Annotated in this window: 21 protein-coding genes and 1 pseudogene; 12 read left to right on the forward strand and 10 right to left on the reverse strand. The window is 71.4% G+C overall.

From position 1 onward, the window contains the following. Nucleotides 1-84: 84 nt before the first annotated feature. Nucleotides 85-240: a hypothetical protein gene (locus ACTWOL_RS21895; protein ID WP_474298452.1), complete on the forward strand. Its 156-nt coding sequence runs from the start codon at nt 85-87 to the stop codon at nt 238-240. Nucleotides 241-395: 155 nt separating this feature from the next. Next, complete coding sequence (locus ACTWOL_RS21900) at nt 396-707, forward strand: hypothetical protein (RefSeq protein ID WP_474298453.1); 312 nt, start codon at nt 396-398, stop codon at nt 705-707. A gap of 78 nt (nt 708-785) precedes the next feature. On the opposite strand, the gene fahA is transcribed toward ACTWOL_RS21900, so the two are convergent. After that, entirely contained in the window at nt 786-2021 is a 1236-nt protein-coding gene (gene fahA, locus ACTWOL_RS21905; protein ID WP_474298454.1) for a fumarylacetoacetase, read from the reverse strand. 61 nt (nt 2022-2082) lie between these two features. Further along, complete coding sequence (locus tag ACTWOL_RS21910; RefSeq protein ID WP_474298455.1) at nt 2083-4227, reverse strand: CocE/NonD family hydrolase; 2145 nt, start codon at nt 4225-4227, stop codon at nt 2083-2085. Nucleotides 4228-4511: 284 nt separating this feature from the next. On the opposite strand from ACTWOL_RS21910, the gene ACTWOL_RS21915 reads away from it, so the two are divergent. Both ACTWOL_RS21915 and ACTWOL_RS21920 read left to right on the forward strand, forming a co-directional pair. Beyond that, nucleotides 4512-5522: a polyprenyl synthetase family protein gene (locus tag ACTWOL_RS21915; RefSeq protein WP_474298457.1), complete on the forward strand. Its 1011-nt coding sequence runs from the start codon at nt 4512-4514 to the stop codon at nt 5520-5522. A gap of 288 nt (nt 5523-5810) precedes the next feature. Then, complete coding sequence (locus tag ACTWOL_RS21920) at nt 5811-7094, forward strand: LolA family protein (protein ID WP_474298458.1); 1284 nt, start codon at nt 5811-5813, stop codon at nt 7092-7094. Nucleotides 7095-7195: 101 nt separating this feature from the next. Here ACTWOL_RS21920 and ACTWOL_RS21925 read toward each other — a convergent pair whose 3' ends face one another. The 8 genes from ACTWOL_RS21925 to ACTWOL_RS21960 form a co-directional block, all read right to left on the reverse strand. Further along, complete coding sequence (locus ACTWOL_RS21925) at nt 7196-8521, reverse strand: M28 family metallopeptidase (protein WP_474298460.1); 1326 nt, start codon at nt 8519-8521, stop codon at nt 7196-7198. A 308-nt stretch (nt 8522-8829) separates the two neighbouring features. Next, nucleotides 8830-9279, reverse strand: a complete 450-nt coding sequence (locus ACTWOL_RS21930; RefSeq protein WP_474298461.1) for a VOC family protein — start codon at nt 9277-9279, stop codon at nt 8830-8832. Nucleotides 9280-9388: 109 nt separating this feature from the next. Next, nucleotides 9389-10399 carry an EamA family transporter RarD gene (rarD, locus tag ACTWOL_RS21935; RefSeq protein ID WP_474298462.1) on the reverse strand — a complete coding sequence of 337 codons (1011 nt, stop codon included), beginning with the start codon at nt 10397-10399 and terminating at the stop codon, nt 9389-9391. Nucleotides 10400-10629: 230 nt separating this feature from the next. After that, on the reverse strand, nt 10630-11691 hold the full coding sequence (locus tag ACTWOL_RS21940) for a 2-oxoacid:ferredoxin oxidoreductase subunit beta (protein WP_474298463.1): 1062 nt from the start codon (nt 11689-11691) through the stop codon (nt 10630-10632). Further along, nucleotides 11684-13519: a 2-oxoacid:acceptor oxidoreductase subunit alpha gene (locus tag ACTWOL_RS21945; RefSeq protein ID WP_474301229.1), complete on the reverse strand. Its 1836-nt coding sequence runs from the start codon at nt 13517-13519 to the stop codon at nt 11684-11686. Before ACTWOL_RS21945 ends, ACTWOL_RS21940 begins: the two co-directional genes overlap by 8 nt. A gap of 369 nt (nt 13520-13888) precedes the next feature. Continuing rightward, nucleotides 13889-14560: a response regulator transcription factor gene (locus ACTWOL_RS21950; protein WP_474298464.1), complete on the reverse strand. Its 672-nt coding sequence runs from the start codon at nt 14558-14560 to the stop codon at nt 13889-13891. A 231-nt stretch (nt 14561-14791) separates the two neighbouring features. Further along, entirely contained in the window at nt 14792-16144 is a 1353-nt protein-coding gene (locus ACTWOL_RS21955) for a sensor histidine kinase (protein WP_474298465.1), read from the reverse strand. A 114-nt stretch (nt 16145-16258) separates the two neighbouring features. Then, complete coding sequence (locus tag ACTWOL_RS21960; RefSeq protein WP_474298466.1) at nt 16259-17464, reverse strand: sensor histidine kinase; 1206 nt, start codon at nt 17462-17464, stop codon at nt 16259-16261. 219 nt (nt 17465-17683) lie between these two features. Between ACTWOL_RS21960 and ACTWOL_RS21965 the strand changes: the two genes are divergently transcribed. The 8 genes and pseudogenes from ACTWOL_RS21965 (at nt 17684) to ACTWOL_RS22000 (ending at nt 24807) form a co-directional block, all read left to right on the forward strand. Further along, complete coding sequence (locus ACTWOL_RS21965; protein WP_474298467.1) at nt 17684-18085, forward strand: NADH-quinone oxidoreductase subunit A; 402 nt, start codon at nt 17684-17686, stop codon at nt 18083-18085. A 131-nt stretch (nt 18086-18216) separates the two neighbouring features. Further along, on the forward strand, nt 18217-18735 hold the full coding sequence (locus ACTWOL_RS21970; RefSeq protein ID WP_474301230.1) for an NADH-quinone oxidoreductase subunit B: 519 nt from the start codon (nt 18217-18219) through the stop codon (nt 18733-18735). Then, nucleotides 18732-19295: pseudogene (locus ACTWOL_RS21975) on the forward strand (NADH-quinone oxidoreductase subunit C); the annotation flags it as partial. The gene ACTWOL_RS21970 and the pseudogene ACTWOL_RS21975, both read left to right, overlap by 4 nt. A gap of 932 nt (nt 19296-20227) precedes the next feature. Beyond that, nucleotides 20228-21196 carry a complex I subunit 1/NuoH family protein gene (locus ACTWOL_RS21980; protein WP_474298468.1) on the forward strand — a complete coding sequence of 323 codons (969 nt, stop codon included), beginning with the start codon at nt 20228-20230 and terminating at the stop codon, nt 21194-21196. After that, entirely contained in the window at nt 21196-21834 is a 639-nt protein-coding gene (locus tag ACTWOL_RS21985) for a NuoI/complex I 23 kDa subunit family protein (RefSeq protein WP_474298469.1), read from the forward strand. The genes ACTWOL_RS21980 and ACTWOL_RS21985 overlap by 1 nt, the downstream gene beginning before the upstream one ends. Continuing rightward, on the forward strand, nt 21831-22448 hold the full coding sequence (locus ACTWOL_RS21990) for an NADH-quinone oxidoreductase subunit J family protein (protein ID WP_474298470.1): 618 nt from the start codon (nt 21831-21833) through the stop codon (nt 22446-22448). The genes ACTWOL_RS21985 and ACTWOL_RS21990 overlap by 4 nt, the downstream gene beginning before the upstream one ends. After that, entirely contained in the window at nt 22448-22816 is a 369-nt protein-coding gene (gene nuoK / locus ACTWOL_RS21995; protein ID WP_474298471.1) for an NADH-quinone oxidoreductase subunit NuoK, read from the forward strand. The genes ACTWOL_RS21990 and nuoK overlap by 1 nt, the downstream gene beginning before the upstream one ends. Continuing rightward, complete coding sequence (locus tag ACTWOL_RS22000; protein WP_474298472.1) at nt 22813-24807, forward strand: NADH-quinone oxidoreductase subunit 5 family protein; 1995 nt, start codon at nt 22813-22815, stop codon at nt 24805-24807. The genes nuoK and ACTWOL_RS22000 overlap by 4 nt, the downstream gene beginning before the upstream one ends. Nucleotides 24808-24819: the final 12 nt, after the last annotated feature.

Genomic DNA, 24819 nt, shown 5'->3' on the forward strand with positions numbered 1-24819 from the left:
TTCGCTCCCCGCAGGCGGCGCCGTGCCGCCGCCGAAGAGCTACGCTCGATCTTGGGAGGGATCGCGGGTCAAGGGAGGCTCGTCATGATCGACCAGTATCAGAACCAGTACCCCGAGTACACCACGCCCTCACAGGCCGAGGGCGAGGACATGGAATCGACCGAGGAACAGCACCCCGCCACCATGCGGACGACGCCGTCCCAGGCCGAGGGCGAGCGCAGTACGGAGGATGAGGCCTGACGTTGCCGGCGAGGGGCCCGGGCCCCGGCCGGGCCGCGGGCCTCCTTGTCCCCGGGTGCGCGCGAGCCGCAGGACGGCGGCGCCCCGGCCCCCGGCCCGCCAGGGCAACCTGCGCGCGGGAGCCGGCGTCCCTTCAGGACGAAGGATCTTGATCGATGACCGGGGGACCCATGAACGCGCCAGCCGCGCGGGACGAACAGCACAGCCCTGCGAACACCGCCGACACCTGGCCGGCGGTGTTCCTGCTCCCCGCCCTCCTGCTGCTGAGGTATCTCGGCGACCACACGTGGGCCTACTGGACCGCGGCGGCCGTCGGCGCTCTGGGAACGCTCGGCGCCCTGGTCGAGAGCACCGGGGCGCTCGGACACCTGCTGAACGGACGCCGGCCCTGGGTCGCGGTCTGGGTGCTGATCGTGCTGGTGCCGTCGGTGCTGGTCCTGGTGCTCGGACTGAGCGAGAACGCGTGACGCCGCGGGCCGCATAGGCCCGTAAGCCGGCCACGTCGGCGGGCCTGCGCCGGACCGTACCGACGCAGGCCGACAGCTCTACCAGGGAGCCACGGCCGGGAGCACGCGGCCCGTGACCTCGCCGAGGCCGACCTTCACACCGTCGGGGCCGGGTGCCCAGGCGGTCATGGTGACCTCGTCGCCGTCCTCGAGGAAGGTGCGCTTCCCGTACGGCAGCTCCAGCGGGTCCCGCCCGTTCCAGGTGAGCTCGAGCAGCGAGCCGCGCTGGTGGACCTCGGAGCCGCTGACGGTCCCGGAGCCGTACAGATCCCCGGTGCGCAGCGAGGCGCCGTTGACGGTCATATGGGTGAGCTGCTGGGCGGCGGTCCAGTACATCGTCGCGAACGGCGGCTCGCTGACGATCTGTCCGTTGATCGCGACCGAGATGCGCAGGTCGAGGCCTCCGGGCTCCTCGTCGCCCGAGTCGTCCAGATAGGGCAGCACGTCGACGTCGCGCGTCGGCGGGGCGACCCGGGCGGCGTCGAGGGCCTCCAGCGGGGTGACCCAGGCGGAGACGGACGTGGCGAAGGACTTGCCGAGGAACGGGCCGAGCGGCACGTACTCCCAGGCCTGGATGTCGCGCGCGGACCAGTCGTTGAGCAGCTGCAGTCCGAAGACGTGGTCACGGAAGCCGGACAGCGGTACGGGCCGGCCGAGGTCGGTGGGGGTGCCGACGACGAAGCCGACCTCCGCCTCGATGTCCAGCTTGACGGAGGGACCGAAGAGCGGTGCCGGGTCGGCGGGCGTCTTGCGCTGGCCGCAGGGACGGACGACGTCCGTGCCGGAGACGACGACCGTGCCGGAACGGCCGTGGTAACCGATCGGCAGATGCTTCCAGTTGGGGGTCAGCGGCTCGCCGTCCGGGCGGAAGATGTGCCCGACGTTGGTGGCGTGGTGCTCGCTGGCGTAGAAGTCGACGTAGTCGGCGACCTCGTAGGGGAGGTGCAGGGTCACCGCGGAGAGCGGATGGAGCAGCGGCTCGATGTCCTGGCGGTGGGCGGGCACCGTCATCCAGGCGGTCAGCGCGCGCCGTACGTCACGCCAGGCCGTGCGGCCCGCCGCGAGGAGCGGACCGAGGCTCGGCTGCGCGAGCAGCGCGGCGTAGGGGGAGCCGAGGGTGTGCGCCGCGGCCCCGGCGTCGAGCACGTGGTTGCCGATCCGGACACCGAGCCGCCGGCGGTCGGGTTCGGCCGCGGTGGTGAAGACCCCGTACGGAAGGTTGTGCGGGCCGAAGGGGTCGCCCTCGGCCAAGTCGAGCGGGCTCTGCTCGGGCATCGGTGCTTGCCTCGCTTTCCACGTGTGTGGGGGACACGTTACGTGGGTGATGCACTCGGCGTCAGGGCCCGTCGGGAGGCTCGGGCCGTACGGGTGGTCCGGGTCGCGGGAACGGTTCGGCCCGTGCGGGCGGTTCGGGTGGTTCGTGCGGGGGCGCGGCCCGGCTCGCCGGCCGGGAAGTCCGCTTCTCCCAGGTGTGGTGGAACACCACCTCTGTCCCGTGTCGGCAGACCACCTCGTCACAGGTGTGGAAGTCGTCGGCGTCAAAGGCGACTTCCGAGCGGGCTTCGACGTGGATGTCCCAGGCCTGTTCGGGACGGTGGAACCGGATCCGCCACTCGGAGCGGACCTGGGCGAAGAGCGGGTCGCGTTCCCGGATCGTGCAGGTCTCGCGGGCCTCCTCGGTGATCTCCAGACCGTCGGGGTAGGAGCGGGTGCCGTCGTCGCCGTGATCGGTCTCGAGCCGCCATGTGCCGGTGCCGACGTCCCGGACGATCAGCCGTCCCGGGCGTGGCGCGTCCAGGGTGACGGGGACGACGACGGCGAGTGGCTCCGCCTGTTCGGGTTCACCGAAGGCGATCGTGTCCGTCGTCGGGGCGCGGACGGGCAGTTCGAGCGAGGAACCTTCCGGCTCGAGCACGAAGGGCCTCGCGTGGGCCTGGGGCCGGATCCAGGGCCAGTAGGCGGAGGACACGGCGAGGCGGATGCGGTGACCGGGCGGGAAGGCGTGGCCGGTGGCGCTCAGCTCGAAGCTCACGGTGCCGGGCGCCGCGGGGGTTTCGGGCGCGTCGGAGGCGGGGAGCTCGGCGAAGCCCCTGGTGACCAGGGTGGACGAACCGTCGGGGTGTACGTCGCAGAGCCGGGCGACGGCGTGGCCGCGGGGCACCTCGCCGCGGAACCGCAGGGTGACCCGGGGCCTGCCCAGGATTTCCACCCGTTCGGGCACGGCGAATTCGAAGCTCGCGGATCCGGCGTCCTCGTCGCGCTGGTCGGGCGGCAGGTCGGCATCGCGGCCGCGGGGGACGAAGCTGCCGCCGTCGAGCCCGGTGTGCCGGGGGGAGTCGACCACGACGGGCGGGCCCTGGAAGGCGTACGCCAGCGGGGTGATCCGCGGCGAGGGCCAGCTGTCGTCGCCGACCCAGCGGCCGGGCAGCTCCGCGGGGGCCGTTGAGGGCGGATGCGCCTCGCTGATCCAGGACCGCAGCAGCGGTTCGGACAGCACGCCCGTGTCCGCTGCCCCGGTGGTGCTTCCGGGGTCTTCCTTCAGCCACTGGTCCCACCAGCGCAGCGTCTCCTGGAGGAAGCCGATCGCCGGGCCGGGCGGAAGGCCGCGGTCCGGGTACGCGTGCGGCCAGGGGCCGATGATCCCTCGTACCCGGGACGGGTCGAGCCGCTCGACCAGCCGCAGCACCGTGTCGCGGTAGGGGTCGTGCCGGCCGCTCACCGCCAGCACGGCGGCCCGGATCGCTCCGACGGCCTCGTCGCCGAGGTCCGGGCCGCCGGGGCCGCCGAGGTCCCGGATGCCGAAATCCGGGCCACGGGCCTCCGTGCCGTCATGGCCGCCGCCCCCGCGTTCCACCGCCTTCAGCCTGTTCAGCCACATCGTGAGCCAGGCGTCGCCCGCGTAGAGCGGATCCGGCGGCAGGGCGGCGAACGCCGGCGCGCCGGGTGACCAGGCGTGCCGGCTCACGGGCGGCAGCAGGGCGCCAGCGCCGGGCGTGCCGGCGCGGGCCCCCGGCTCGCCGTCGTCCGCCGGTCCGCCGGCGGGGCAGACCGCGACGATCGCTTTCAGGGGTTCGGGCGCGAGTGCGGCGGTCAGCAACGCGATGCGGCCACCCGGCCCGAGCCCGGTCATCCCGATGCTCCCGGTGCACCACGTCTGCTCGGCGAGCCACTCGACGACGGCCGCGGCGTCGGCGATCGCGGCCGCCGTGTACGGGGCGTCCGGCAGGCCCTCGCTGTTCCCGTGACCGCGGGCGTCCACCCGGACGCAGGCGTAACCGTGCCCCGCGTACCAGGGATGGCGCTGGAAGTCCCGTGGCGCGGTCCAGTCGGTCAGCCGGGACGGCAGGTATTCGAGGAGTGCGGGCACGGGGCCGTCGGTCAGCGGTCGCCACACCCGGGCGTACAGCCGGGTGCCGTCGGTCAGCGGAATGCGGATGTCCTCGTGGCGGGTCTCGTGGGGGAAGGACGTGCGGATACGCATGGGGAGCCTCGCTCGGGGACACAGGGGCGCGCTCGCGCCCGGCCAGGCGCCCCTGTGGGTGAGGCGTGGGTGCTTCCCGGCGACGGCCGTCCGCCGCTCCCATCGGGTTCGGTCACGGTTCCGGACAAAAGTATCGCTTCTGGTCGTATGAGCTGATCAAGAACATACCGGGGGAGGCGGGAAGGCGCCGCCGGTGATCGAAAGGGGACCGGATACGCTGACTTGAGTGATGACCACGACACATCGACAATCCGTGTGATCGTCAGCAGACAGGAGTACCCCTCGTGACCGTCGTCGGGCCGTTCGGGCTGAGCGTGCGGGACCAGGCTCTCGAGGCCGATGTCCAGACCGGGTTGGCGGCTGTCGAGGCGGGGCTGCTCGATGCCACCAAGAGCGAGGTGCCCTTCATCACGGAGGCCGCACAGCATCTCGTGCGCGCGGGGGGCAAGCGCTTCCGGCCGCTGCTGGTGATGCTGGCGGCACAGTTCGGTGACCCGTACGCGCCGGGTGTCGTGCCCTCGGCCGTGGTCGTCGAGCTCACACATCTGGCGACGCTGTACCACGACGACGTGATGGACGAGGCCGAGGTGCGCAGAGGCGTGGACAGCGCCAACGCCCGCTGGGGCAACTCGCTGGCCGTCCTCACCGGTGACTTCCTCTTCGCCCGCGCCTCGCACATCCTGGCCGACCTGGGGCCCGACGCCGTGCGGATCCAGGCCGAGGCGTTCGAGCGGCTGGTGACCGGGCAGATCCTGGAGACCGCCGGCGCCCGCGACGGACGCGACCCCGTCGACCACTACCTCGACGTGCTGGGTGGCAAGACCGGCTCGCTGGTCGCCGTCTCGGGCCGTTTCGGCGCGATGATGTCCGGCGCGGACGAGCGTGTCACCGACATCCTCACCCAGTACGGTGAACGGCTCGGCGTCGCCTTCCAGCTCGCCGACGACGTACTCGACATCGCCTCCGACTCGCACGAGTCCGGCAAGACTCCCGGCACCGATCTGCGCGAGGGCATCGCCACGCTGCCCGTGCTCCGGCTGCGGGAGCAGGCCGAGACGCACCGGCGGCCCGAGGATCTGGAGCTCGTGGAGCTGCTGGCCGGGGATCTGACGGACGATGCCCGGCACGCCGAGGCGCTGGCCAGGCTGCGCGTGCATCCCGCCCTCGAGCAGGCGAGGCGTGACACGGTGCGGTTCGCGGAGGAGGCGCGGGCGATGCTGGCGCCACTGCCGCAGTGCTCCGCGAAGGCGGCACTCGAAGAGCTGTGTGACGCGGTGGTGCACCGCGCGGGCTGAGTGGTGCGGCGCGATGGCGGACCACCCGAGGGTGCGCCGCGGCTGCACGGCTGATCAGGGGTCGGTCCTGCGGACCGGCCCCTTCGTCGTGTCCTCGTCCGGAGGCAACCCCTGCGCCGACGGGAGGAGGCGGCGTCCCGCGACCCTTACTGGGTGGCGGAGTTCAGACGCCCCCGGGTCATACCGCAGCAGTACGCGGAGTTGATTCCGGGGGCTGACGCTTCCGGGCGGGGGATTTGGTCAGATGGTGTGGACGGACGACGCGCCATCACGGAGGTAGGGGAAACCATGGCACCGAACGAGAACGCAACGATCACCGAAGAGCCGGGGGAGGTCAGCCCGGCCCGCCGGAAGGCGGCGCGGTACGCCGTTCCGGCCGCGGTGGCGGGCGTTGCCGTGGCGACCATCGGGCTCGTCCCGGCGCTCGCCGCGGTCGGCGAACCCGATCTGCCGAAGATCAGCGCGCAGGAGCTCATCGCGAAGATCGCCGCGTCGGACACCCAGCAGCTCTCCGGCACGGTGAAGATCACCACGGACCTGGGCCTCCCGGACCTGGGCGGCCTGGCCAACGGCCTCCTCCCCGGAGCGGCCACGCCGAGCGGCGGAGCCTCGGCGTCGCCGGGCGCCAAGCTGATGCAGCTGGCCTCCGGCACGCACAAGATGGAGGTCGCGGCCGACGGCCCGGACAAGCAGCGGATGTCGTTCGAGTCCGGCGGCGAGCAGTACAGCGTCACCCACAACGGTACGGAGTTCTGGACGTACGACAGCGCCTCCGACGAGGTCGTGCACGGCAAGGACACCTCCGCCGGTGCGAGCAAGGGCGGGGACGACCACAAGAGGCACCAGGGCCCGAAGGAGCTGACGGCCACGCCCAAGCAGCTGGCCGACGAGGCGCTGAAGGCCGCGGGCACCACGACCAGCGTGAGCGTCGACGGTACGGCCCGTATCGCCGGCCGGGACGCCTACCAGCTCGTCATCAAGCCCAAGCAGGGCGGCTCGACGATCGACTCCATCAAGATCGCGGTGGACGCGCAGAACGGCGTCCCGCTGAAGTTCACCCTGCTGCCGAGCGACGGTGGCAAGGCGGCGGTCGACGCCGGCTTCACCACGGTCGACTTCTCCAAGCCGGCCGCGTCCATCTTCCGCTTCACCCCGCCGAAGGGCGCGAAGGTCACCGAGGCGGACGCCCTCGCCGCCGGTGAGAAGGCCGGTGCCCAGGACCACGGGAAGGCCGCTCCCAAGGCACCCAGGACTCCCGAGGAGTTCGAGGGCATGGAGGGCTTCAACGGGATGAACGTCATCGGTGAGGGCTGGACCGCCATCGCCGAACTGAAGGCGCCCGGTGGTGCGGGCCTCACCGCGCAGAAGGACGGCAAGGACGGCAAGGGTGACCTCCCGCCGGAGGCCGAGAAGCTCCTGAACTCCCTGGGCGACCAGGTCAAGGGCGACTTCGGCACCGGCACGGTCTTCAAGACCCGCCTGGTCAACGCCCTGATGACGGACGACGGCAAGATGTACGTCGGCGCCGTCACCCCGGACGCGCTGGTCAAGGCGGCGAACAACGCGAAGTAGTGCCCGGCCGCACGACGCCGTGCCGATGACGGACGCGGGGTGCCCCCTGAAGGGCACCCCGCTTCTGTTTCCGGTGCACGCCGCGCCACCGGGCGCCGTGCTCAGAAGGTGAGCTTCCAGCTGTTGATGTAGCCGGTGTCGTAGCGGGCGACGTCCTGGACCTTGAGCTGCCAGGTGCCGTTCGCGGGCTCGCTGGACGCGTTCACGGTGTAGGTGGTGATGACGTTGTCCGCGGAGTCGCCGCCGCTGGAGTTCTTGAGGCGGTACGCGGTGCCGTCCGGAGCGACCAGGTCGATGACCAGGTCACCGCGCCAGGTGTGCCTGATGTCCACGCCGACCTGAAGGGCGGACGGGGCGTTGCCGGTACGCCCGGAGACCGCCACGGAGGAGGTGACGGCGCCCGCGTTGTCCGGAATGGAGACGTCGGCGGTGTTCTCGTAGACGTCACCGCCCGGGTCCGTCGTGCCGGTGGACAGGGTCCAGACGGCGTGGGCGATCGCGTCGCTGTTGCGGTCGAGCGCGGTGTCGTTGATGTTCGACGTCGTGTCGCAGGAGGAGTGGTAGCAGCGGTCGAAGGCCTGACCGGCCGTGCCGCCCCACTTCTGGGCCTGTGCGCTGGACTTGGTGCGGCTCGCGCCGGTGAACAGCCCGCCGACCGGGATGCCCACGTTCTTGAACGAGGCATGGTCGGAGCGGCCGTCGCCCTCCGTCTCGATCTCGGTCGGGACGCCGATGCCGGCGAAGTAGTCCTTGAAGGTCTTCTCGATCGCCGGGTCGTCGTCGTAGACGAAGTAGCCGGGGTTCGGGGAGCCGATCATGTCGAAGTTGAGATACCCGGTGATCTTTGAACGCTCGGCGGACGGCAGGTTGTTGACGTAGTACTTGGATCCGACGAGACCCAGCTCCTCCGCGCCCCACCAGGCGAACCGCAGATGCTTGTCCGGCTTGAGCTGGGCGCGGGAGACGGCGAGCGCGGTCTCCAGGACGGCGGCGGAACCGGAGCCGTTGTCGTTGATGCCGGGGCCGGAGCTGACCGAGTCGAGATGGGAGCCGGCCATCAGCACCTGGTTGGCGTCGCCCCCAGGCCAGTCGGCTATCAGGTTGTAGCCGGTGGCTCCGGACGAGGTGAACTGCTGGACGGTGGTGGTGAATCCGGCCGCGTCCAGTTTGGCCTTCACATGGTCGACCGACGCCTTGTAGCCCGTGCGGCCGTGCGCACGGTTTCCGCCGTTGGCGGAGGCGATCGACTGGAGATCGTTGAGATGCGCCTTGACGTTGGCGACGGGGATGTCCGGCGGTGCCAGCGCCGCCGGAGAAGCGGCCGCGTTCGGTGAGGGGGCCGTGATGGCGGCCGCCGCAGCCGGTACGGCTGCCGCGAGCAGTCCGGCGATCGCGAGTGCCGCGCCTGCGGCGGTGCGTCTGTGCACGGAGTGAGTCATATGTGGGGGCTCCGGATTCCGTACGGGGACAGGACGGAACGTGCGAGACACCCCGCGACGGCGGTGTCGCAGGGTGCTGGAGCTGTACTCGGTGCGGTGTTTGGGGTGAATGTTCAGCGAGATGTTGACTGACCGTCAAGGGCGGAAACCGGTCAGTCGGGTTCGGTTAACGAACGTGTGGTAGAGGCCCCGTACGCGAGCTGCCGTAGCCACGGCACGCATCCGTGGAGGTCCTGTCCGCGATCAGGACCTCCACGGGCGATACACCGACTAGGTCCTGTCCGCCCGGACAGGACCTAGTGCACGCAGAATTCGTTGCCTTCCGGGTCCTGCATGACGTGCCACTCCCCGCCGGGCTCCCGCACCTGGCGGACCGCGGTCGCCCCCAGTGCCTCCAGCCGGGCGACTTCCTCGTCCCGGCGTCCCGGTTCGGTGTGCAGGTCGAGGTGGAGGCGGTTCTTGACGGTCTTGGCCTCGGGCACCCGCTGGAAGAGCAGCCGCCGGCCGAGACCGGTGCCGCTCTCCTGCTCGTACGGATCGTCCGGATGCCGGACGGCGGCCAGATCTCGCCAGGCGTGATGGCCGTGCCACCGCACGGTCAGCTCGGGCGGTACGGCTCCCATACCGAGCAGCCGCTCGATGAGAGCGCTGTTGTCCTCCGGCAGATAGCCGAGGGCCTCGGCCCAGAAGTCGGCCTGGGCGAGCGGGTCGATGGCGTCGATGACGAGCTTCCAGTGCAGCGGCATGAAGCCAGTATTGGTCGGCCGGGCCCTGTCCGGGCGCGGCGGGCGACCGGATCCGCCGCACCCGCGGGGCGACGAGGTGTCCGGCGATCCCGCCGGCGGCCGACCGGGGTCAGCCGCTCGTGGTCTCGCCCCGGGCCGGTGCCGGCACGACGTCCGCGACCGGGGCCGGCTCCGCCGCGGCGGACTGTGCGAGGAGCTCCGCCTGGGCGAGGCGCTTCGCCCCGGCGAGCCGCGCCCTGTTGCGGCGCGCCGTGCGCAGGGCGTCCCAGGTGAGGATGGTCAGCGCCAGCCAGACCAGCGAGAAACCGGCCCAGCGCTCGGCGGGCATCTCCTCGTGGAAGTAGACGACGCCCAGCAGGAACTGGAACACCGGCGCCAGATACTGCAGCAGTCCCAGAGTCGACAGCGGGACCCGGATCGCCGCCGCCCCGAAGCAGATCAGCGGCACGGCGGTGACCACGCCCGTGGCGGCCAGCAGCGCGGCATGGCCCGCACCTCGCGTACCGAAGACGGCCGAGCCCTGGGAGCCGAGCCACAGGAGATAGCCGAGCGCGGGCAGGAACTGCACCGCGGTCTCCGCGGCCAGCGACTCCAGGCCCCCGATGTTGATCTTCTTCTTGAGCAGTCCGTAGCAGGCGAACGAGAGCGCGAGGACCAGCGAGATCCACGGCGGGCGGCCGTATCCGACGGCCAGTACGAGCACGGCCGCGAAGCCGGTGCCCACGGCGGCCCACTGCGCCGGCCGCAGCCGCTCCTTGAGCAGCAGCACGCCCATCGCGATGGTGACCAGCGGATTGATGAAGTAGCCGAGCGAGGCCTCGACGACATGGCCGGCGTTGACGGACCAGATGTAGACGCCCCAGTTGACGGTGATCACGGTGGCGGCGACGGTGATGAGCCCGAGTTTGCGGGGGTCGGCGAGCAGCCCGCGTATCCAGCGTCCGCGCCGGAGCACCAGCAGGGCGACGGCGACCAGCGCGAGTGACCACACCATGCGGTGGGCCAGGATCTCGACGGCACTGGCCGGCTTGAGAAGCGGCCAGAAGAGCGGGACCAGACCCCACATCCCGTAGGCGCCGATCCCGTACAGCAGACCCGCCCGCTGCTCGTCGTCCTTCACCGAACCTCCCGCCGCACCCGAGCGCACCGCCTGCGCGCGTCGTGTCCGAAGGTAGCGCCGAACGGGCCCGCGTGTCATGCCCGTATCGCTATACGGTCATGACATTGCCCGCGGCGGCGGCCTCCGCGATCACCGTCACGGCGACGGCGTTCGAGGCGGGAACGCGCTCAGGGGCGCCGGTCCCGGACCGGCGCCCCTGAGCGGTGTGATGGTGAGCTGCGGCTATGTCGTCAGCCGACGACCGTCCAGGTGTCGTTGCCGGCCAGCAGCGCCGTCAGATCGCCCTTGCCGTTCTGCTCGATCGCGCTGTCGAGCTGGTCGGACATCTGGACGTCGTACACCGGTCGCTCGACGCTGCGGAACACCCCGATCGGGGTGTGGTGCAGCGTGTCGGGGTCGGCCAGCCGGGAGAGGGCGAAGGCCGCGGTCGGGCTGGCGCTGTGGGCGTCGTGGACGAGGACCTGGGCCTCGTTGTCCGGGGTGACCGTGACGACCTTCAGATCGCCGGTCGCCGGGTCCCGCACGACCCCCTTCTCGCGCTCGCTGCCGAAGCGGATCGGCGCGCCGTGCTCGAGCCGGATCACCGCCTCCTCGGCCTGCTGCTTGTCCTTGAGGGCGTCGAAGGCGCCGTCGTTGAAGATGTTGCAGTTCTGGTAGATCTCCACCAGGGCCGTGCCCGGGTGGTCGGCGGCGGCACGCAGCACTTCGGTGAGGTGCTTGCGGTCGGAGTCGACCGTGCGGGCCACGAAGGAGGCCTCGGCTCCGATCGCCAGGGACACCGGGTTGAAGGGCGCGTCGAGCGATCCCATCGGTGTCGACTTGGTGATCTTGCCGACCTCGGAGGTGGGGCTGTACTGGCCCTTGGTCAGACCGTAGATCCGGTTGTTGAAGAGCAGGATCTTGAGATTGACGTTCCTGCGCAGGGCGTGGATCAGGTGGTTGCCGCCGATGGACAGCGCATCGCCGTCACCGGTGACGACCCAGACGCTGAGATCGCGGCGCGAGGAGGCGAGCCCGGTCGCGATGGCGGGCGCGCGGCCGTGGATGGAGTGCATCCCGTAGGTGTTCATGTAGTACGGGAAGCGGGACGAGCAGCCGATGCCGGAGACGAAGACGATGTTCTCTTTCGCGAGGCCGAGCTCGGGCATGAAGCCCTGCACGGCCGCGAGGATCGCGTAGTCACCACAGCCGGGGCACCAGCGGACTTCCTGGTCCGATTTGAAGTCCTTCATGGACTGCTTGGCCTCGGCCTTCGGAACCAGCGACAGCAGAGTGGACGCTGTCTCAGTCATTGATGGCCTCCTTGAGAGCCGCCGCCAGCTGCTCGGCCTTGAACGGCATGCCGTTGACCTGGTTGTAGGAGTGTGCGTCGACCAGAAACCTCGCCCGGATCAGCCCGGCGAGCTGGCCGAGGTTCATCTCCGGCACCACTACCTTGTCGTAACGCTCCAGAACGTCCCCCAGATTCCTCGGGAACGGGTTGAGGTGGCGCAGATGGGCCTGCGCGATGGGCAGGCCGGCGCCGCGCAGCCTGCGTACGGCCGCCGTGATCGGCCCGTAGGTCGACCCCCACCCCAGCACCAGCGTGCGGGCTCCGTCCGGGTCGTCGACCTCGAGGTCGGGCACCTCGATGCCGTCGATCTTGGCCTGCCGGATCCGGACCATGAAGTCGTGGTTGGCCGGGTCGTACGAGATGTTGCCCGTGCCGTCCTGCTTCTCGATGCCGCCGATCCGGTGCTCCAGGCCCGGAGTGCCGGGGACGGCCCAGGGGCGCGCCAGCGTCCGCGGGTCGCGCTTGTACGGCCAGAAGACCTCGGTGCCGTCCTCGGTGGTGTGATTGGGGCCGCGCGCGAACTGCACCCGGAGGTCGGGGAGTTCGTCCAGATCCGGGATCCGCCAGGGCTCGCTGCCGTTGGCCAGATAGCCGTCGGACAGCAGGAACACCGGGGTGCGGTACGTCAGCGCGATCCGGGCCGCCTCCAGCGCCGCGTCGAAGCAGTCCGCGGGCGTCTTCGGGGCCACGATCGGGACCGGCGCCTCGCCGTTGCGCCCGTACATCGCCTGCAGCAGATCGGCCTGCTCGGTCTTGGTGGGCAGACCGGTCGAAGGGCCGCCCCGCTGGATGTCCACGACCAGCAGCGGAAGCTCCAGCGACACCGCCAGGCCGATGGTCTCGGACTTCAGGGCCACACCGGGGCCCGAGGTCGTCGTCACGGCCAGCGAGCCGCCGAAGGCCGCCCCGAGCGCCGCGCCGATGCCCGCGATCTCGTCCTCGGCCTGGAAGGTCCGCACACCGAAGTTCTTGTGCTTGGACAGCTCGTGCAGGATGTCCGAGGCCGGGGTGATGGGGTACGAGCCCAGGTACAGCGGAAGGTCCGCCTGCTGAGACGCGGCGATCAGTCCGTAGGACAGCGCCAGGTTGCCGGAGATATTGCGGTAGGTCCCCGTCGGGAAGGCCTGGGTGGCCGGGGCGACCTCGTAGGAGACGGCGAAGTCCTCCGTGGTCTCGCCGAAGTTCCAGCCGGCCCGAAAGGCCGCGACGTTCGCCTCGGCGATCTCCGGCTTCTTGGCGAACTTGGTGCGCAGGAACGTCTCGGTGCCCTCGGTGGGGCGGTGGTACATCCAGCTCAGCAGCCCCAACGCGAACATGTTCTTTGAGCGCTCGGCCTCCTTGCGGGAGAGCCCGAACTCCTTGAGCGCTTCGACGGTGAGGGTCGTCAGCGGGACCGGGTGCACGTTGTACCCGTCGAGGGAGCCGTCCTCGAGCGGGCTGGTGGCGTAGCCGACCTTGGCCATGGCGCGCTTGGCGAACTCGTCCGTGTTGACGATGATTTCGCCGCCGCGCGGCACATCGCCGATGTTCGCCCTGAGCGCCGCCGGGTTCATCGCGACCAAGACGTTCGGAGCGTCACCCGGGGTGAGGATGTCGTGGTCGGCGAAGTGGAGCTGAAACGAGGAGACGCCCGGCAGGGTGCCGGCGGGCGCGCGGATCTCGGCCGGGAAGTTCGGGAGCGTGGACAGGTCGTTGCCGAACGACGCCGTCTCCGACGTGAAGCGGTCACCTGTCAGCTGCATACCGTCACCGGAGTCGCCGGCGAACCGGATGATCACACGGTCCAGGCGGCGGACTTCCTTGTCGCCGGGGGGTCTGCGCTGCCCCCCGACGAGGGTGTCCCCGGCCTCGTCTGCCTCGTCTGCGTGCTCGGCTGGGCTACTGACCTGGCTGGTCACTGAACTGGACCTCCTTCGAGGCGGCTGGGCTGCGGCCGGCTCGCCGGTCGCTCCAATGCCCACCCTACGTCGGTAAGGGTGGCCTTCCCTGGGCCGCTCATATACTGGACGACGTTTTGAGATGACCTGATGTCCTGGTTTGCCATGTTCCGCTCGCCTCCCCCGAGTCCCTTCCTCAAGACGCTGCCGCCGGAGCCCGTGGTTGTCGCGCCCGGATGAGTCCGGCGCATCCGACCTATCTGACAGGGTGTCAGGTACTCAGGAGTTGAGATAGGTCAGTACCGCGAGTACACGCCGGTGATCCCCGTCGCTGGGGGACAGCCCGAGCTTCATGAAGATGTTGCTCACATGCTTCTCCACGGCTCCGTCGCTCACCACCAGCTGCCTGGCGATCGCCGAGTTCGTCCGGCCCTCCGCCATCAGACCGAGGACCTCCCGCTCGCGCGGCGTCAGCCCGGCCAGGACGTCCTGCTTGCGGCTGCGGCCCAGCAGCTGGGCCACCACTTCCGGGTCCAGTGCGGTGCCTCCCCTGGCCACCCGCACGACCGCGTCCACGAACTCCCGCACCTCGGCGACCCGGTCCTTGAGCAGATAGCCGACACCGCGGGTGTTCCCGGCGAGCAGCTCGGTGGCGTACCGCTCCTCGACGTACTGCGACAGCACCAGGACACCGATCCCGGGGTGGTCGCCGCGCAGCCGCACCGCCGCGCGCACCCCCTCGTCCGTGTGCGTGGGCGGCATCCTGACATCGGCGACGACGACGTCGGGCAATGCGTCCTGCCCCGCGAGGTCGTCGATCGTCTTGAGCAGCGCGTCCGCGTCCCCCACTCCGGCGACCACCTCGTGGCCCCGGTCGGTCAGCAGCCGGGTCAGACCTTCCCTCAGCAGCACGGAATCCTCGGCGATGACCACCCGAACCCTGTCCTCCACGACCTGCATCCCCCATGTGTCGATGAGTCCCGACGTCGTACTGCCCCAGCATTCCAGGATCCGCTCCCCGGTGCCCTCACCCACCACAAACCCAGCCCGGCGCGCCGTAGCGCGCCGGCGGGACGAGCCAGCGGCCCCCGGCCGGAGCCGGGGGCCGCTGCCGGCTCCACCGCCGCGGTCCCGGCTGCGGGTCCCGGCCGTGAGCACGTGTGACACCGGGTGCGGGCCGGGTCACGTACGCCAGGGCAGCTCCGCCGTGACGACCGTGGGGCCGCCGGCCGGTGAATCCACCACCAGTACCCCGTCCACCGCGCCGAGACGTTCCGCCAGCCCCGCCAGTCCACTGCCCGCCGCAGCATCCGCGCCGCCCTGCCCGTCGTCCCTGACCTGGAGCATCAGCCGGTCCTGCGCCCGCCACACATCGACGGATGCCCGCGTCGCCCGCGCATGCTTGCTGACGTTCTGCAGGAGCTCGCAGACGGTGAAGTAGGCGATGCCCTCGATCGCGGGCGCGGGCCTCGCCGGCAGGTCCACCTCCACCCGTACCGGAACGGTGCAGCGGGAGGCGACGGAGGACAGGGCGGCGTCCAGGCCGCGGTCGGTGAGCACGGCCGGGTGGATGCCGCGAGCGAGATCGCGCAGCTCCTGAAGCGCGGTCTTCACCTCACCGTGAGCCTCCTCCACCATGCGCGCCGCCATGACCGGGTCCTGCCGCAGCTTCTCCTTCGCCAGACCGAGATCCATCGCGAGGGCGACCAGCCGGGCCTGGGCGCCGTCGTGCAGATCGCGTTCGATGCGGCGCAGGTCTGCGGCTGCCGTGTCCACGACCACCCCCCGGTCCGACTCCAGTTCCACCACGCGGTCCTCCAGCCGGGACGGGCCCAGCAGGCCCATGACCAGCAGTCGGTCCACAGCGGTGAGCCCTCGCACGATCCACGGCGTCGCCATCGTCAGGAGCAGGCCTATCGCGCTGGTGGTGGCCAGCTCGAAGGGGGTGTCGATCACGTAGGCGTGCGAACGGTCGGCGTACAGCTGGAGGCCGTCCCTGCCCACGAAGGCCGGGAAGACCCAGTGCCAGAGCGGATACGTGGCGAGGGCCCAGCCGGTGACCCAGAGCGGCAGGGCGACGGAGAACGTGAACACCGACCACGGCAGATACACCACCGCGTAGAGCAGATGCCGCCAGGACACCCCGCTCTTCAGCGTCGCCCCCACCCAGGCCGCCGGCCCGCTGCCACGGGGCCGGACCGGGGCCGGGGCGGCGACGTCGAGGCCCAGCAGGGCGCGTGCCCGCAGCCGCTCCAGCGCGCCGAATCCACGGCACATGGCCAGGGTGCCCGCCAGGAGCGGGATGCCGAGGAAGGTCACCACCAGTCCGGCGCCGGTCGCTGTCAGGGAGACGGCGAGAGTGAAGTAGGTGATGGCGAGCGGCAGGCCCAGCAGGACGTGGCCGAACTCGCGCCAGGCACGGGCCTCGAACGGCGCGCGCAGCGGTTGGGGAAGGCGGTGGGCGCGGGGCGCCCGGAGGTCCGGGTCCGTTCCGTAGGCCATGGCCATCGTCGTCGTCCGTTTCTGCTCGTCCACTGCTCGTCCACTGCTCGTCTGACACGTCGCGGGGCCGCGCTGTCGGTCTCCATGCTGCTGAGCGCGCCGGAACGGCACCATGTGGCCGGTCTCCGTCCCGGCCGGGGGTTTTCCCTACCGCGCCGCAGTGCCCGTGCCCGCCGGCGTGGTCGCCCGGTCGCGCCAGGGCAGCTCGGCCGTGATCACCGTCGGGCCGCCTTGAGGCGAATCCACGGCGAACAGGCCGTCCACGGAGCCCAGCCGCTCCGCCAGCCCGGCCATGCCCGTGCCACCGCCGACCGACGCACCGCCGCGTCCGTCGTCCCGTACCTGGATCAGCAGCCGGTCGTCCCTGCGCCAGACGTCCACGGACGCCCGCGCCGCCCCCGCGTGCTTGCTGACGTTCTGCAGGAGCTCGGAGACGGTGAAGTAGGCGATGCCCTCGATCGCCTCCGCCGGGCGGGCCGCGAGATCGACCGTGACCTGCACCGGAACGGTGCAGCGGGAGGCGACCGAGGACAGGGCGGCGTCCAGGCCGCGGTCGGTGAGCACGGCAGGGTGGATGCCCCGTGCGAGATCGCGCAGCTCCTTCAGGGCCAGCTTCACCTCGCCGTGCGCCTCGTCGACCATGGCCGCCGCCGTGTCGGGGTCCTCCAGCAGTTTCTCCTTGGCGAGGCCGAGCCCCATCGCGAGGGCGACCAGCCGGGCCTGGGCGCCGTCGTGGAGATCGCGTTCGATGCGCCGCAGGTCGGCGGCTGCCGTGTCCACGACCATCCCCCGGTCCGACTCCAGCTCGGCGATCCGCCGCTCCAGCTCGTCGGACGGCGAGAGCAGCCCGCGGACCAGTACCCGGTCGACGTTGCTCAGGGCCCTGACGACGAACGGCAGCACCGGCCACAGCACGAACAGCCCCGTCAGCGTGACGACGAAGCCGACGATGCCCCAGGGCAGGCGGATGAACGCGTACAGCACGGAGCGCCAGGCCACCGGGTCCTTCAGAGCCGGCCACAGCCGGGCGAAGAGGCCCTCGTCCCGGCGCCGTGGCAGGGCACTCGGCTCCTCCACCCGGACACCGAGCAGCGCCCGCGCCCGCGCACGCTCCCAGCGGCCGAGCAGCCGTGCTCCCGCGAGACCCGCCGCGAGGAGCGGCAGACCGACGACCGTGACGGACAGCCCCGCGCCGACGGCGACCATCGTCACCGCGTACACGAATCCGAGGAGGGCGACGGGCAGGCCGGAGAGGAGGTAGGCGATTTCCCGCCAGGTGTGCCCTGTGTAGGCGAAGCGGGCGGGCGGCGGTCCGTCGTTCTCTGCGCCGCCAGGAGTGCTGGTCACGGTCATGCGGCCCAGCCTGCCGGGTCGTATCCGCGCACGCCATGGGGTACATGGGTGCCGGGAAGTGGGGATATCCCCACCTCTGGGCGGCAGATCCCCGACCAAAGCGTGATACGGCTGCTTACCCTGCCCTTACCAGGGCCTAGACTCCCGTGCGAAGGACCGTCGATCGCATCGGATCGCCGAACGAATCATCGAGCAAGGGGCAGGGAGCGAGGGACGGACGTGCCGGAACCCACCGAACCGACCGTACTCGCGGCCGAATACTTCCAGAGCTACTCGGTCGTCGGGCTGCTCGCCGTCATCGGAGTCCTCTTCGTCGCGGTGGCCTTCGGCGCGGGCCGGCTGCTGCGCCCCGTCGTACCCACTCCCGAGAAGCTGCTCACGTACGAATGCGGCGTCGACCCCGTGGGAGAGGGCTGGGCCCACACCCAGGTCCGCTACTACGTGTACGCGTTCCTGTACGTGATCTTCGCCGTCGACTCGATCTTCCTGTTCCCGTGGGCCACGGTCTTCGCCGCGCCCGGTTACGGCGCGACGACGCTCGTGGAGATGTTCGTCTTCCTCGGCTTCCTGGCCGTGGGACTGCTCTACGCATGGAAGAAGGGCGTCCTCGCATGGACGTGACCCCGCAGACCCCGGGTGGTGGCGGCGCCGCACAGCCCGCCGCCGAGCCCGTGCTGCTCCCGGAACCCACGGTGCTCCCCACCGCGGGCAAGGGGAAGCTGGGCGCCCTCGCCCGGCTGGCCCCCGAGCCGATGAAGGTGGTCCTGAACTGGGGCCGCCGCTACAGCCTCTGGGTCTTCAACTTCGGGCTGGCCTGCTGCGCGATCGAGTTCATCGCCGCGTCGATGGCCCGGCACGACTTCATCCGCCTCGGCGTGATCCCCTTCGCGCCCGGGCCGCGCCAGGCCGACCTGATGATCGTGTCCGGCACGGTGACCGACAAGATGGCGCCCGCGGTGAAGCGGCTCTACGAGCAGATGCCCGAGCCCAAGTACGTCATCTCCTTCGGCGCCTGCTCGAACTGCGGCGGCCCCTACTGGGACTCGTACTCGGTCACCAAGGGCGTCGACCAGATCATCCCCGTCGACGTGTACGTGCCCGGCTGCCCGCCGCGGCCCGAGGCGTTGCTCCAGGGCATCCTCAAGCTCCAGGAGAAGATCGCCCGCGAGTCGCTGGGGGAGCGGTACGGCACGGCTCCCGGCCGGTCGTCCACCGGCCAGCTCCGCAGCGGCCTCGTCACCCCGCCGCCCGTACCGGGAGCCGCCGAGTGAGCGCCTTCGACACCGACGTCGCCGAGCGCTTCGGGCCAGAGGCGACGGCCGAGGCGGCGTACGACCTGCTGACCGTGGACGTGCCCGCCGCCGGCTGGCTCGACGCGCTGCGCACCGCCCGTGACGAACTCGGCTGCACCTACTTCGACTGGCTGAGCGCCGTCGACGAGCCCGGCACCGGCTTCCGCGTCTGCGCGCACGTCGCCGCCCTGGAGGCCGGACCGGAAGGGCACACGATCCGCCGGCTGCTGCTGCGGACGACCGTGCCGCACGACGCTCCCGCCCTCCCGACGGCCGTCGGTGTCTACGCGGGGGCCGCCTGGCACGAGCGCGAGACGTACGAGATGTTCGGCGTCTCGTTCACCGACCACCCGCACCTCGTCCCGCTGCTCCTCCCGGACGAGTTCGAAGGGCATCCGCTGCGCAAGGACTTCGTGCTCGCGGCGCGGGTCGCCAAGGCATGGCCGGGTGCCAAGGAGCCGGGGGAGTCCGAGCACGGCGGTCCGAAGCGGCGGCAGATGCTCCCGCCCGGCGTCCCGGACCCGAACGAGTGGGGACCCCTCAAGGGGCAGCTTCCGCCTGCTCCGGCCCGGCCCGCGCGTACTCCGCGAGCGGCGGCGGGCGAGCGTCCCGCACGCCGCACGCGCAGCGTGACGGAGGGCTCGGCCAGTCAGGGCGCCGCAACCGCGGAGGCCCCTGCGACCGCGGAGGCCCCTGCGGCGCCGGCCAGGCGCGCCCGCACGGCGGCCCAGGGCTCGGCGAGCCAGCAGCCGGCGCCCTCGGAGCAGGGGGAGACCACCGCCGCGGTCCCGGAGACGCCGGCGACCACCGGTACACCGGCTGCCTCCACCGACCGGGCCTCCAGCGGACCGGCCGCCGGAACCACGCCCCGGCGCGCTCGCAGTGCCGGCGAGGGCTCGGCCAGCCGGCGGGGCGAGACCACCGCCGCGGGTACGGATGCCACCGCACCCGGTACGGATGCCAGCGCGCCGCCCGCCCGCCCGAGTCCGCGCAGCGCGGATGCCCCGTGGCACCACGCTCGCCCGGCGTTCGACGACGAGACGCCGGCGCCGGGATCGGGGGCGGCACCCGCGACCGCGGCCGAGCCGAAGCCCGTGAGCGAACCCGCCTCGGACGAGCCGTCGACCGAGGGCGCGAAGCCCGTGAGCGAACCCGCCTCGGACGAGCCGTCGACCGAGGGCGCGAAGCGCGAAACGGAAGCCGCGAAGCCCGAGCCCGGGGCCCAGGCCGCAACTGAGCCCGAGCGTGAGCCCGCACCCGAGCCCGGGGCGAAGCCCGCCCCTGCGGCACCGACGGCCGCCGAGCCTGGCACCGAACCCGCGACCGAACCCACCACCGATGCCGCGGCTCAGCCCGACCGTGGCTCTCGTCCCCCGTCGGGGGCCGCCGCCCCGCCGGCCCCCGGAGCGCCGAACGGGTCCGACGAAGGATCCGACGCCGCGCCGGCCGATTCCGAAGGAGACGACCCCGCATGAACGACGCGCTCGACGTCGCCCTGCGGCTGATCGTCGTCTTCATCGTGTTCCTGGTCATGCCGCTGGTCATCGGGCAGACCGAGCACAAGGTGATGGCGCATATGCAGGGCCGCCTCGGCCCCATGTACGCCGGTGGCTTCCACGGCTGGGCCCAGCTCGTCGCGGACGGTGTGAAGTTCGCGCAGAAGGAGGACGTGGTCCCGGCCAACGCCGACCGCCGCATCTTCCAGCTCGCACCCGCCGTGGCACTGCTCCCGTACCTCCTCGTCCTGATCGTCATCCCGATCGGACCGAGTGAGGGTGCCGTCGGTGTGCTCGTCGACGCGGGCGTGTTCTTCGCGCTCGCCGTGATGGGCGTCGGCGTGCTCGGCTCGCTCATGGCGGGCTGGGCGTCGGCCAACAAGTTCTCCCTGCTCGGCGCGTTGCGCACGGCCGCCCAGCTGCTCGCCTACGAGCTTCCGATGCTGCTCACCGCCGCGTCGGTCGCGATGGCCGCGGGCACCCTCTCGCTCCCGGGCATCCTGAACGCCTTCGAGTGGTGGTGGCTGCCGTGGCAGATCGTCGGCGCCATCGTCTTCTTCGTGGCCGGGCTCGCCGAGCTGCAGCGTCCGCCCTTCGACATGCCGGTCGCCGACTCCGAGATCATCTTCGGTGCGTACACCGAGTACACCGGCCTGCGGTTCGCGCTCTTCCTGCTGGCCGAGTACGCCGGCATCGTCGTCCTCTGCGGTCTCACCACGGTCCTCTTCCTCGGCGGCTGGCACGGGCCGTTCGGTGCCGACGGCCTCGGCTGGGTCTGGACCCTGCTCAAGACGGCCGTGCTCGCGTTCATCGTGATCTGGCTGCGGGTGACCTATCCGCGGCTGCGCGAGGACCAGCTGCAGCGACTCGCCTGGACGACGCTCGTCCCGCTCGCCCTCGCCCAGATCGCCCTCACCGGCGTCGTGAAGGTGGTGATGCAGTAGTGGCCATCCCCGGATCCGGCCTGGCCAAGGGGCTCGCCGTCACGCTGCGCACGATGACGCGCAAGTCCGTCACCGCGCAGTACCCGGACGTCCAGCCCGAGCTGCCGCCCCGTACGCGTGGTGTGATCGGCCTGTTCGAGGAGAACTGCACGGTCTGCATGCTCTGCGCCCGTGAGTGCCCCGACTGGTGCATCTACATCGACTCGCACAAGGAGACGGTCCCCGCGGCCGTACCCGGTGGCCGTGAGCGCAGCCGTAACGTGCTCGACCGCTTCGCGATCGACTTCTCGCTCTGCATGTACTGCGGCATCTGCATCGAGGTGTGTCCTTTCGACGCGCTGTTCTGGTCGCCGGAGTTCGAGTACGCGGAGACCGACATCCGCGAGCTCACCCACGAACGGGACAAGCTCCGCGAGTGGATGTGGACCGTCCCCGAGCCGCCCGCGCTGGACCCGGCCGCGGAGGAGCCGAAGGAGCTCGCGGCCGCGCGCAAGGCGGCCGAGAAGCAGGCGGCCGAGAGGCTGGCCGCCGAACACTCCGCCGCTGAACAGGCCACCATCGCCGAGCAGCCCGAGCAGCCCGAGCAGCCCGAGCAGCCCACGGAGCAGCCCAAGCAGTCCGAGGAGGGAGGGTCGTGAGCCTCGCAGCCGAAGCGCAGGGCTTCCTTTCCCCGAGCGGCGTCGAGATCGCCTTCGTCCTGGTGGGCATCGCGACACTCGCCGCGGCCGCCGTCACCGTGACGAGCAAGCAGCTGGTGCACGCCGCACTGTGGCTGGTGGTGGCGCTCGGCGGCCTCGCCGTCGAGTACCTGCTGCTGACCGCGGAGTTCATCGCCTGGGTGCAGGTGCTGATCTACGTCGGCTCCGTCGTCGTCCTCCTTCTCTTCGGGCTGATGCTCACCAGGGCCCCCATCGGGCGCTCCCCGGACGCCGACTCGGGCAACCGCCCCGCCGCACTCGCCGTGGCCGTCGCGTCCGCGGGCACCCTGGTCTGGGTGGTCGTCGACGCCTTCCGTACGACCTGGATCGACCTCGACGGGCCGAGCCAGGGCTCCACGCGTGTGTCCGGCGAGATCCTCTTCCGGCACTGGGTGCTGCCGTTCGAGGCGCTCTCCGTCCTGCTCCTGGCCGCCCTGGTGGGGGCGATCGTCCTGTCCCGCAAGGACCCGGCGGGCGCGAAGGGGCCCGATGCCGCCCCCGGCCCCTCCGGGACGGGCCAGGGGACCGGCGCGGGCCGAGAGGGGAAGAGCTGATGCATCTCGCCTATCCCGCGGTCCTCGCCGCCCTGCTCTTCTGCACGGGGCTGTACGGAGTGCTCGCGCGACGCAACGCGATCCTGGTCCTGATGTCCGTCGAGCTCATGCTCAACGCGGTCAACCTCAACCTGGTCGCCTTCGACGTCTGGCTCCGGGACGCCGTGCACGCCGGACAGGCCCTGACCCTCTTCACCATCGCCATCGCCGCAGCGGAGATCGGCATCGGCCTGGCGATCGTCCTGATGGTCTACCGCAACCGCGGCACCTCGGACATCGACCAGCTCCGCGACACAGCCGAAGGCGCCCACGGTGCCGAGGAGGCGGCCGAGCCCGCCCCGGCAGAGAAGGCTGAGGCCACCGCGTGACCACGACGACCCTCGCCGTTCTCGTACCCCTCCTTCCCTTCCTCGGCGCCGCCGCCGGGCTGCTCACCGGCCGCACCGCGCCCGGCTTCGTCCGCCCGCTGGCCGTACTGCCGACCCTGACCGCCCTCGCGCTGGCGGTCCTGGTCGCCGTACGCCAGGGCGGCGGCAAGCCGATCGTGGCCTCCACCGAGCTCACCCCCACCGGCTCGGTCCCGATCGACCTCGCTCTCTACCTGGACGGCTTCGCGGTCCTGGTCGCGGTCCTGGTCGGACTCGTCGCGTCCTGCGTGCAGATCTACTCGACGGCGTATCTGCGCGACGACCCCCGCTACCCCTCGTACGCGGCACTCGTCTCCCTGTTCACCTCCGCGATGCTGCTCGTCGTCTACTCGGGCGACCTGATGGTGCTCCTGGTCGGCTGGGAGATCATGGGCATCTGCTCGTACTTCCTCGTGGGCCACTACTGGGAGACGCCCGAGGCGCGCGCCGCCTCCCTGAAGGCCTTCCTGGTCACCAAGCTCGGCGACGTCCCCTTCCTGTTCGGTCTGTTCGCCCTGGCCGTCGACGCCGGAACGTTCAACATCAGGGGCGTGCTGGGCGCCGTCGCGGCGGGCGCGATCGACCACCCGACGCTCGTCGCGCTGCTGCTGCTCGCCGGTGTCGCGGGCAAGTCCGCGCAGTTCCCGCTGCACACCTGGCTTCCCGACGCCATGGCCGGCCCCACCCCGGTCTCCGCGCTGATCCACGCCGCCACGATGGTCGCCGCCGGTGTCTACTTCATCGCCCGGCTGCTGCCCGTCTTCGCCGAGTCCGCGGCCGCCCTGGTCGTACTCGCCGTGATGGCCGCCGTGACGATGGTCGGCTCGGCACTCGCCGCGCTGGCCCAGGACGACATCAAGCGGGTCCTCGCCTACTCGACCATCGGCCAGCTCGGCTATATGTCGGGTGCCCTGGCCGTCGGCGACCGCGGCGCCGCCGTCTTCCACCTCCTTTCGCACGGCGCCTTCAAGGCGCTGCTCTTCCTCGCCGCCGGCGTGATCATCCACGCCGCCGGAACCAACTCACTGACCGCCATGTCCCGGATGAGCGGCCTTGGCAAGCGGATCCCCGACGCGTACTGGACGATGACGATCGCCCTGCTCGCGCTGGTGGCCATTCCGCCGTTCGCCGGCTTCTTCTCCAAGGAAGCCGTACTCGTGGCCGCCGAGCACACCGCGCTCGGCGAATCGGACTTCGCGCCTTCCAGCGCCGGCTGGACCGTGCTGGTCGCCGGACTGCTCACCGCCCTCCTCACCGCGGCCTATGCCACCCGTCTGTGGCTGCTCGCCTTCCGTGGTCAGGGCGCACCCGCCCCCGACCACGGCAGGCAGCCCCTCGCCATGAACGCCGTGCTCTGGGTGCTCGCCATCCCGTCGCTCGGCTTCGGCCTGGGCGCGGCGTACATCGACGACTGGTTCGACGGACGGCCGCTCACCCCGACGCTCACCACCGCCGTGCTCGGCACCGGCGTGGCCCTGGTCGGCGTACTGGTCACCTACGGCACCTGGCGCCACACGACGGCCATGGCCGCCCGTGCCCGGGCCGCCGCAGCAGCCGCCCCCGAGCTGCCCCAGGTCGTCGCCCACCCGAATGCCGAGCCCGCCCTCGTCGAGGCGGAAGCCCTGCACATGCCGCACCCGGCCGCGGACCCCGCCGACCCCGGCCGGCTGCTGCTCGGCCCGCTGCACCGCCCCGCGGCCGCCGGCTTCCATCTCGACGCCGTCTACCGCACCCTCTTCGTCCGCCCCGTCCTGGCCGGCGCCGAACTGGTCCGCTTCCTGGACCGCGAGGTCGTCGACACCTACGTACGCGGCGCAGGCACCGGTACCAACTGGCTGGGATGGCTCGTCCGCCGCGCCCAGACCGGCAATGTGCAGACCTACCTCAGCGCCCTGCTCGCCGGCTCCGTCGTCCTGGCGATCGCCGCCGTACTCGTCGCCGCCGGAGTGTGAGCCGTGATCGAT

The organism is Micromonospora sp. IBHARD003 (genome assembly GCF_056106285.1).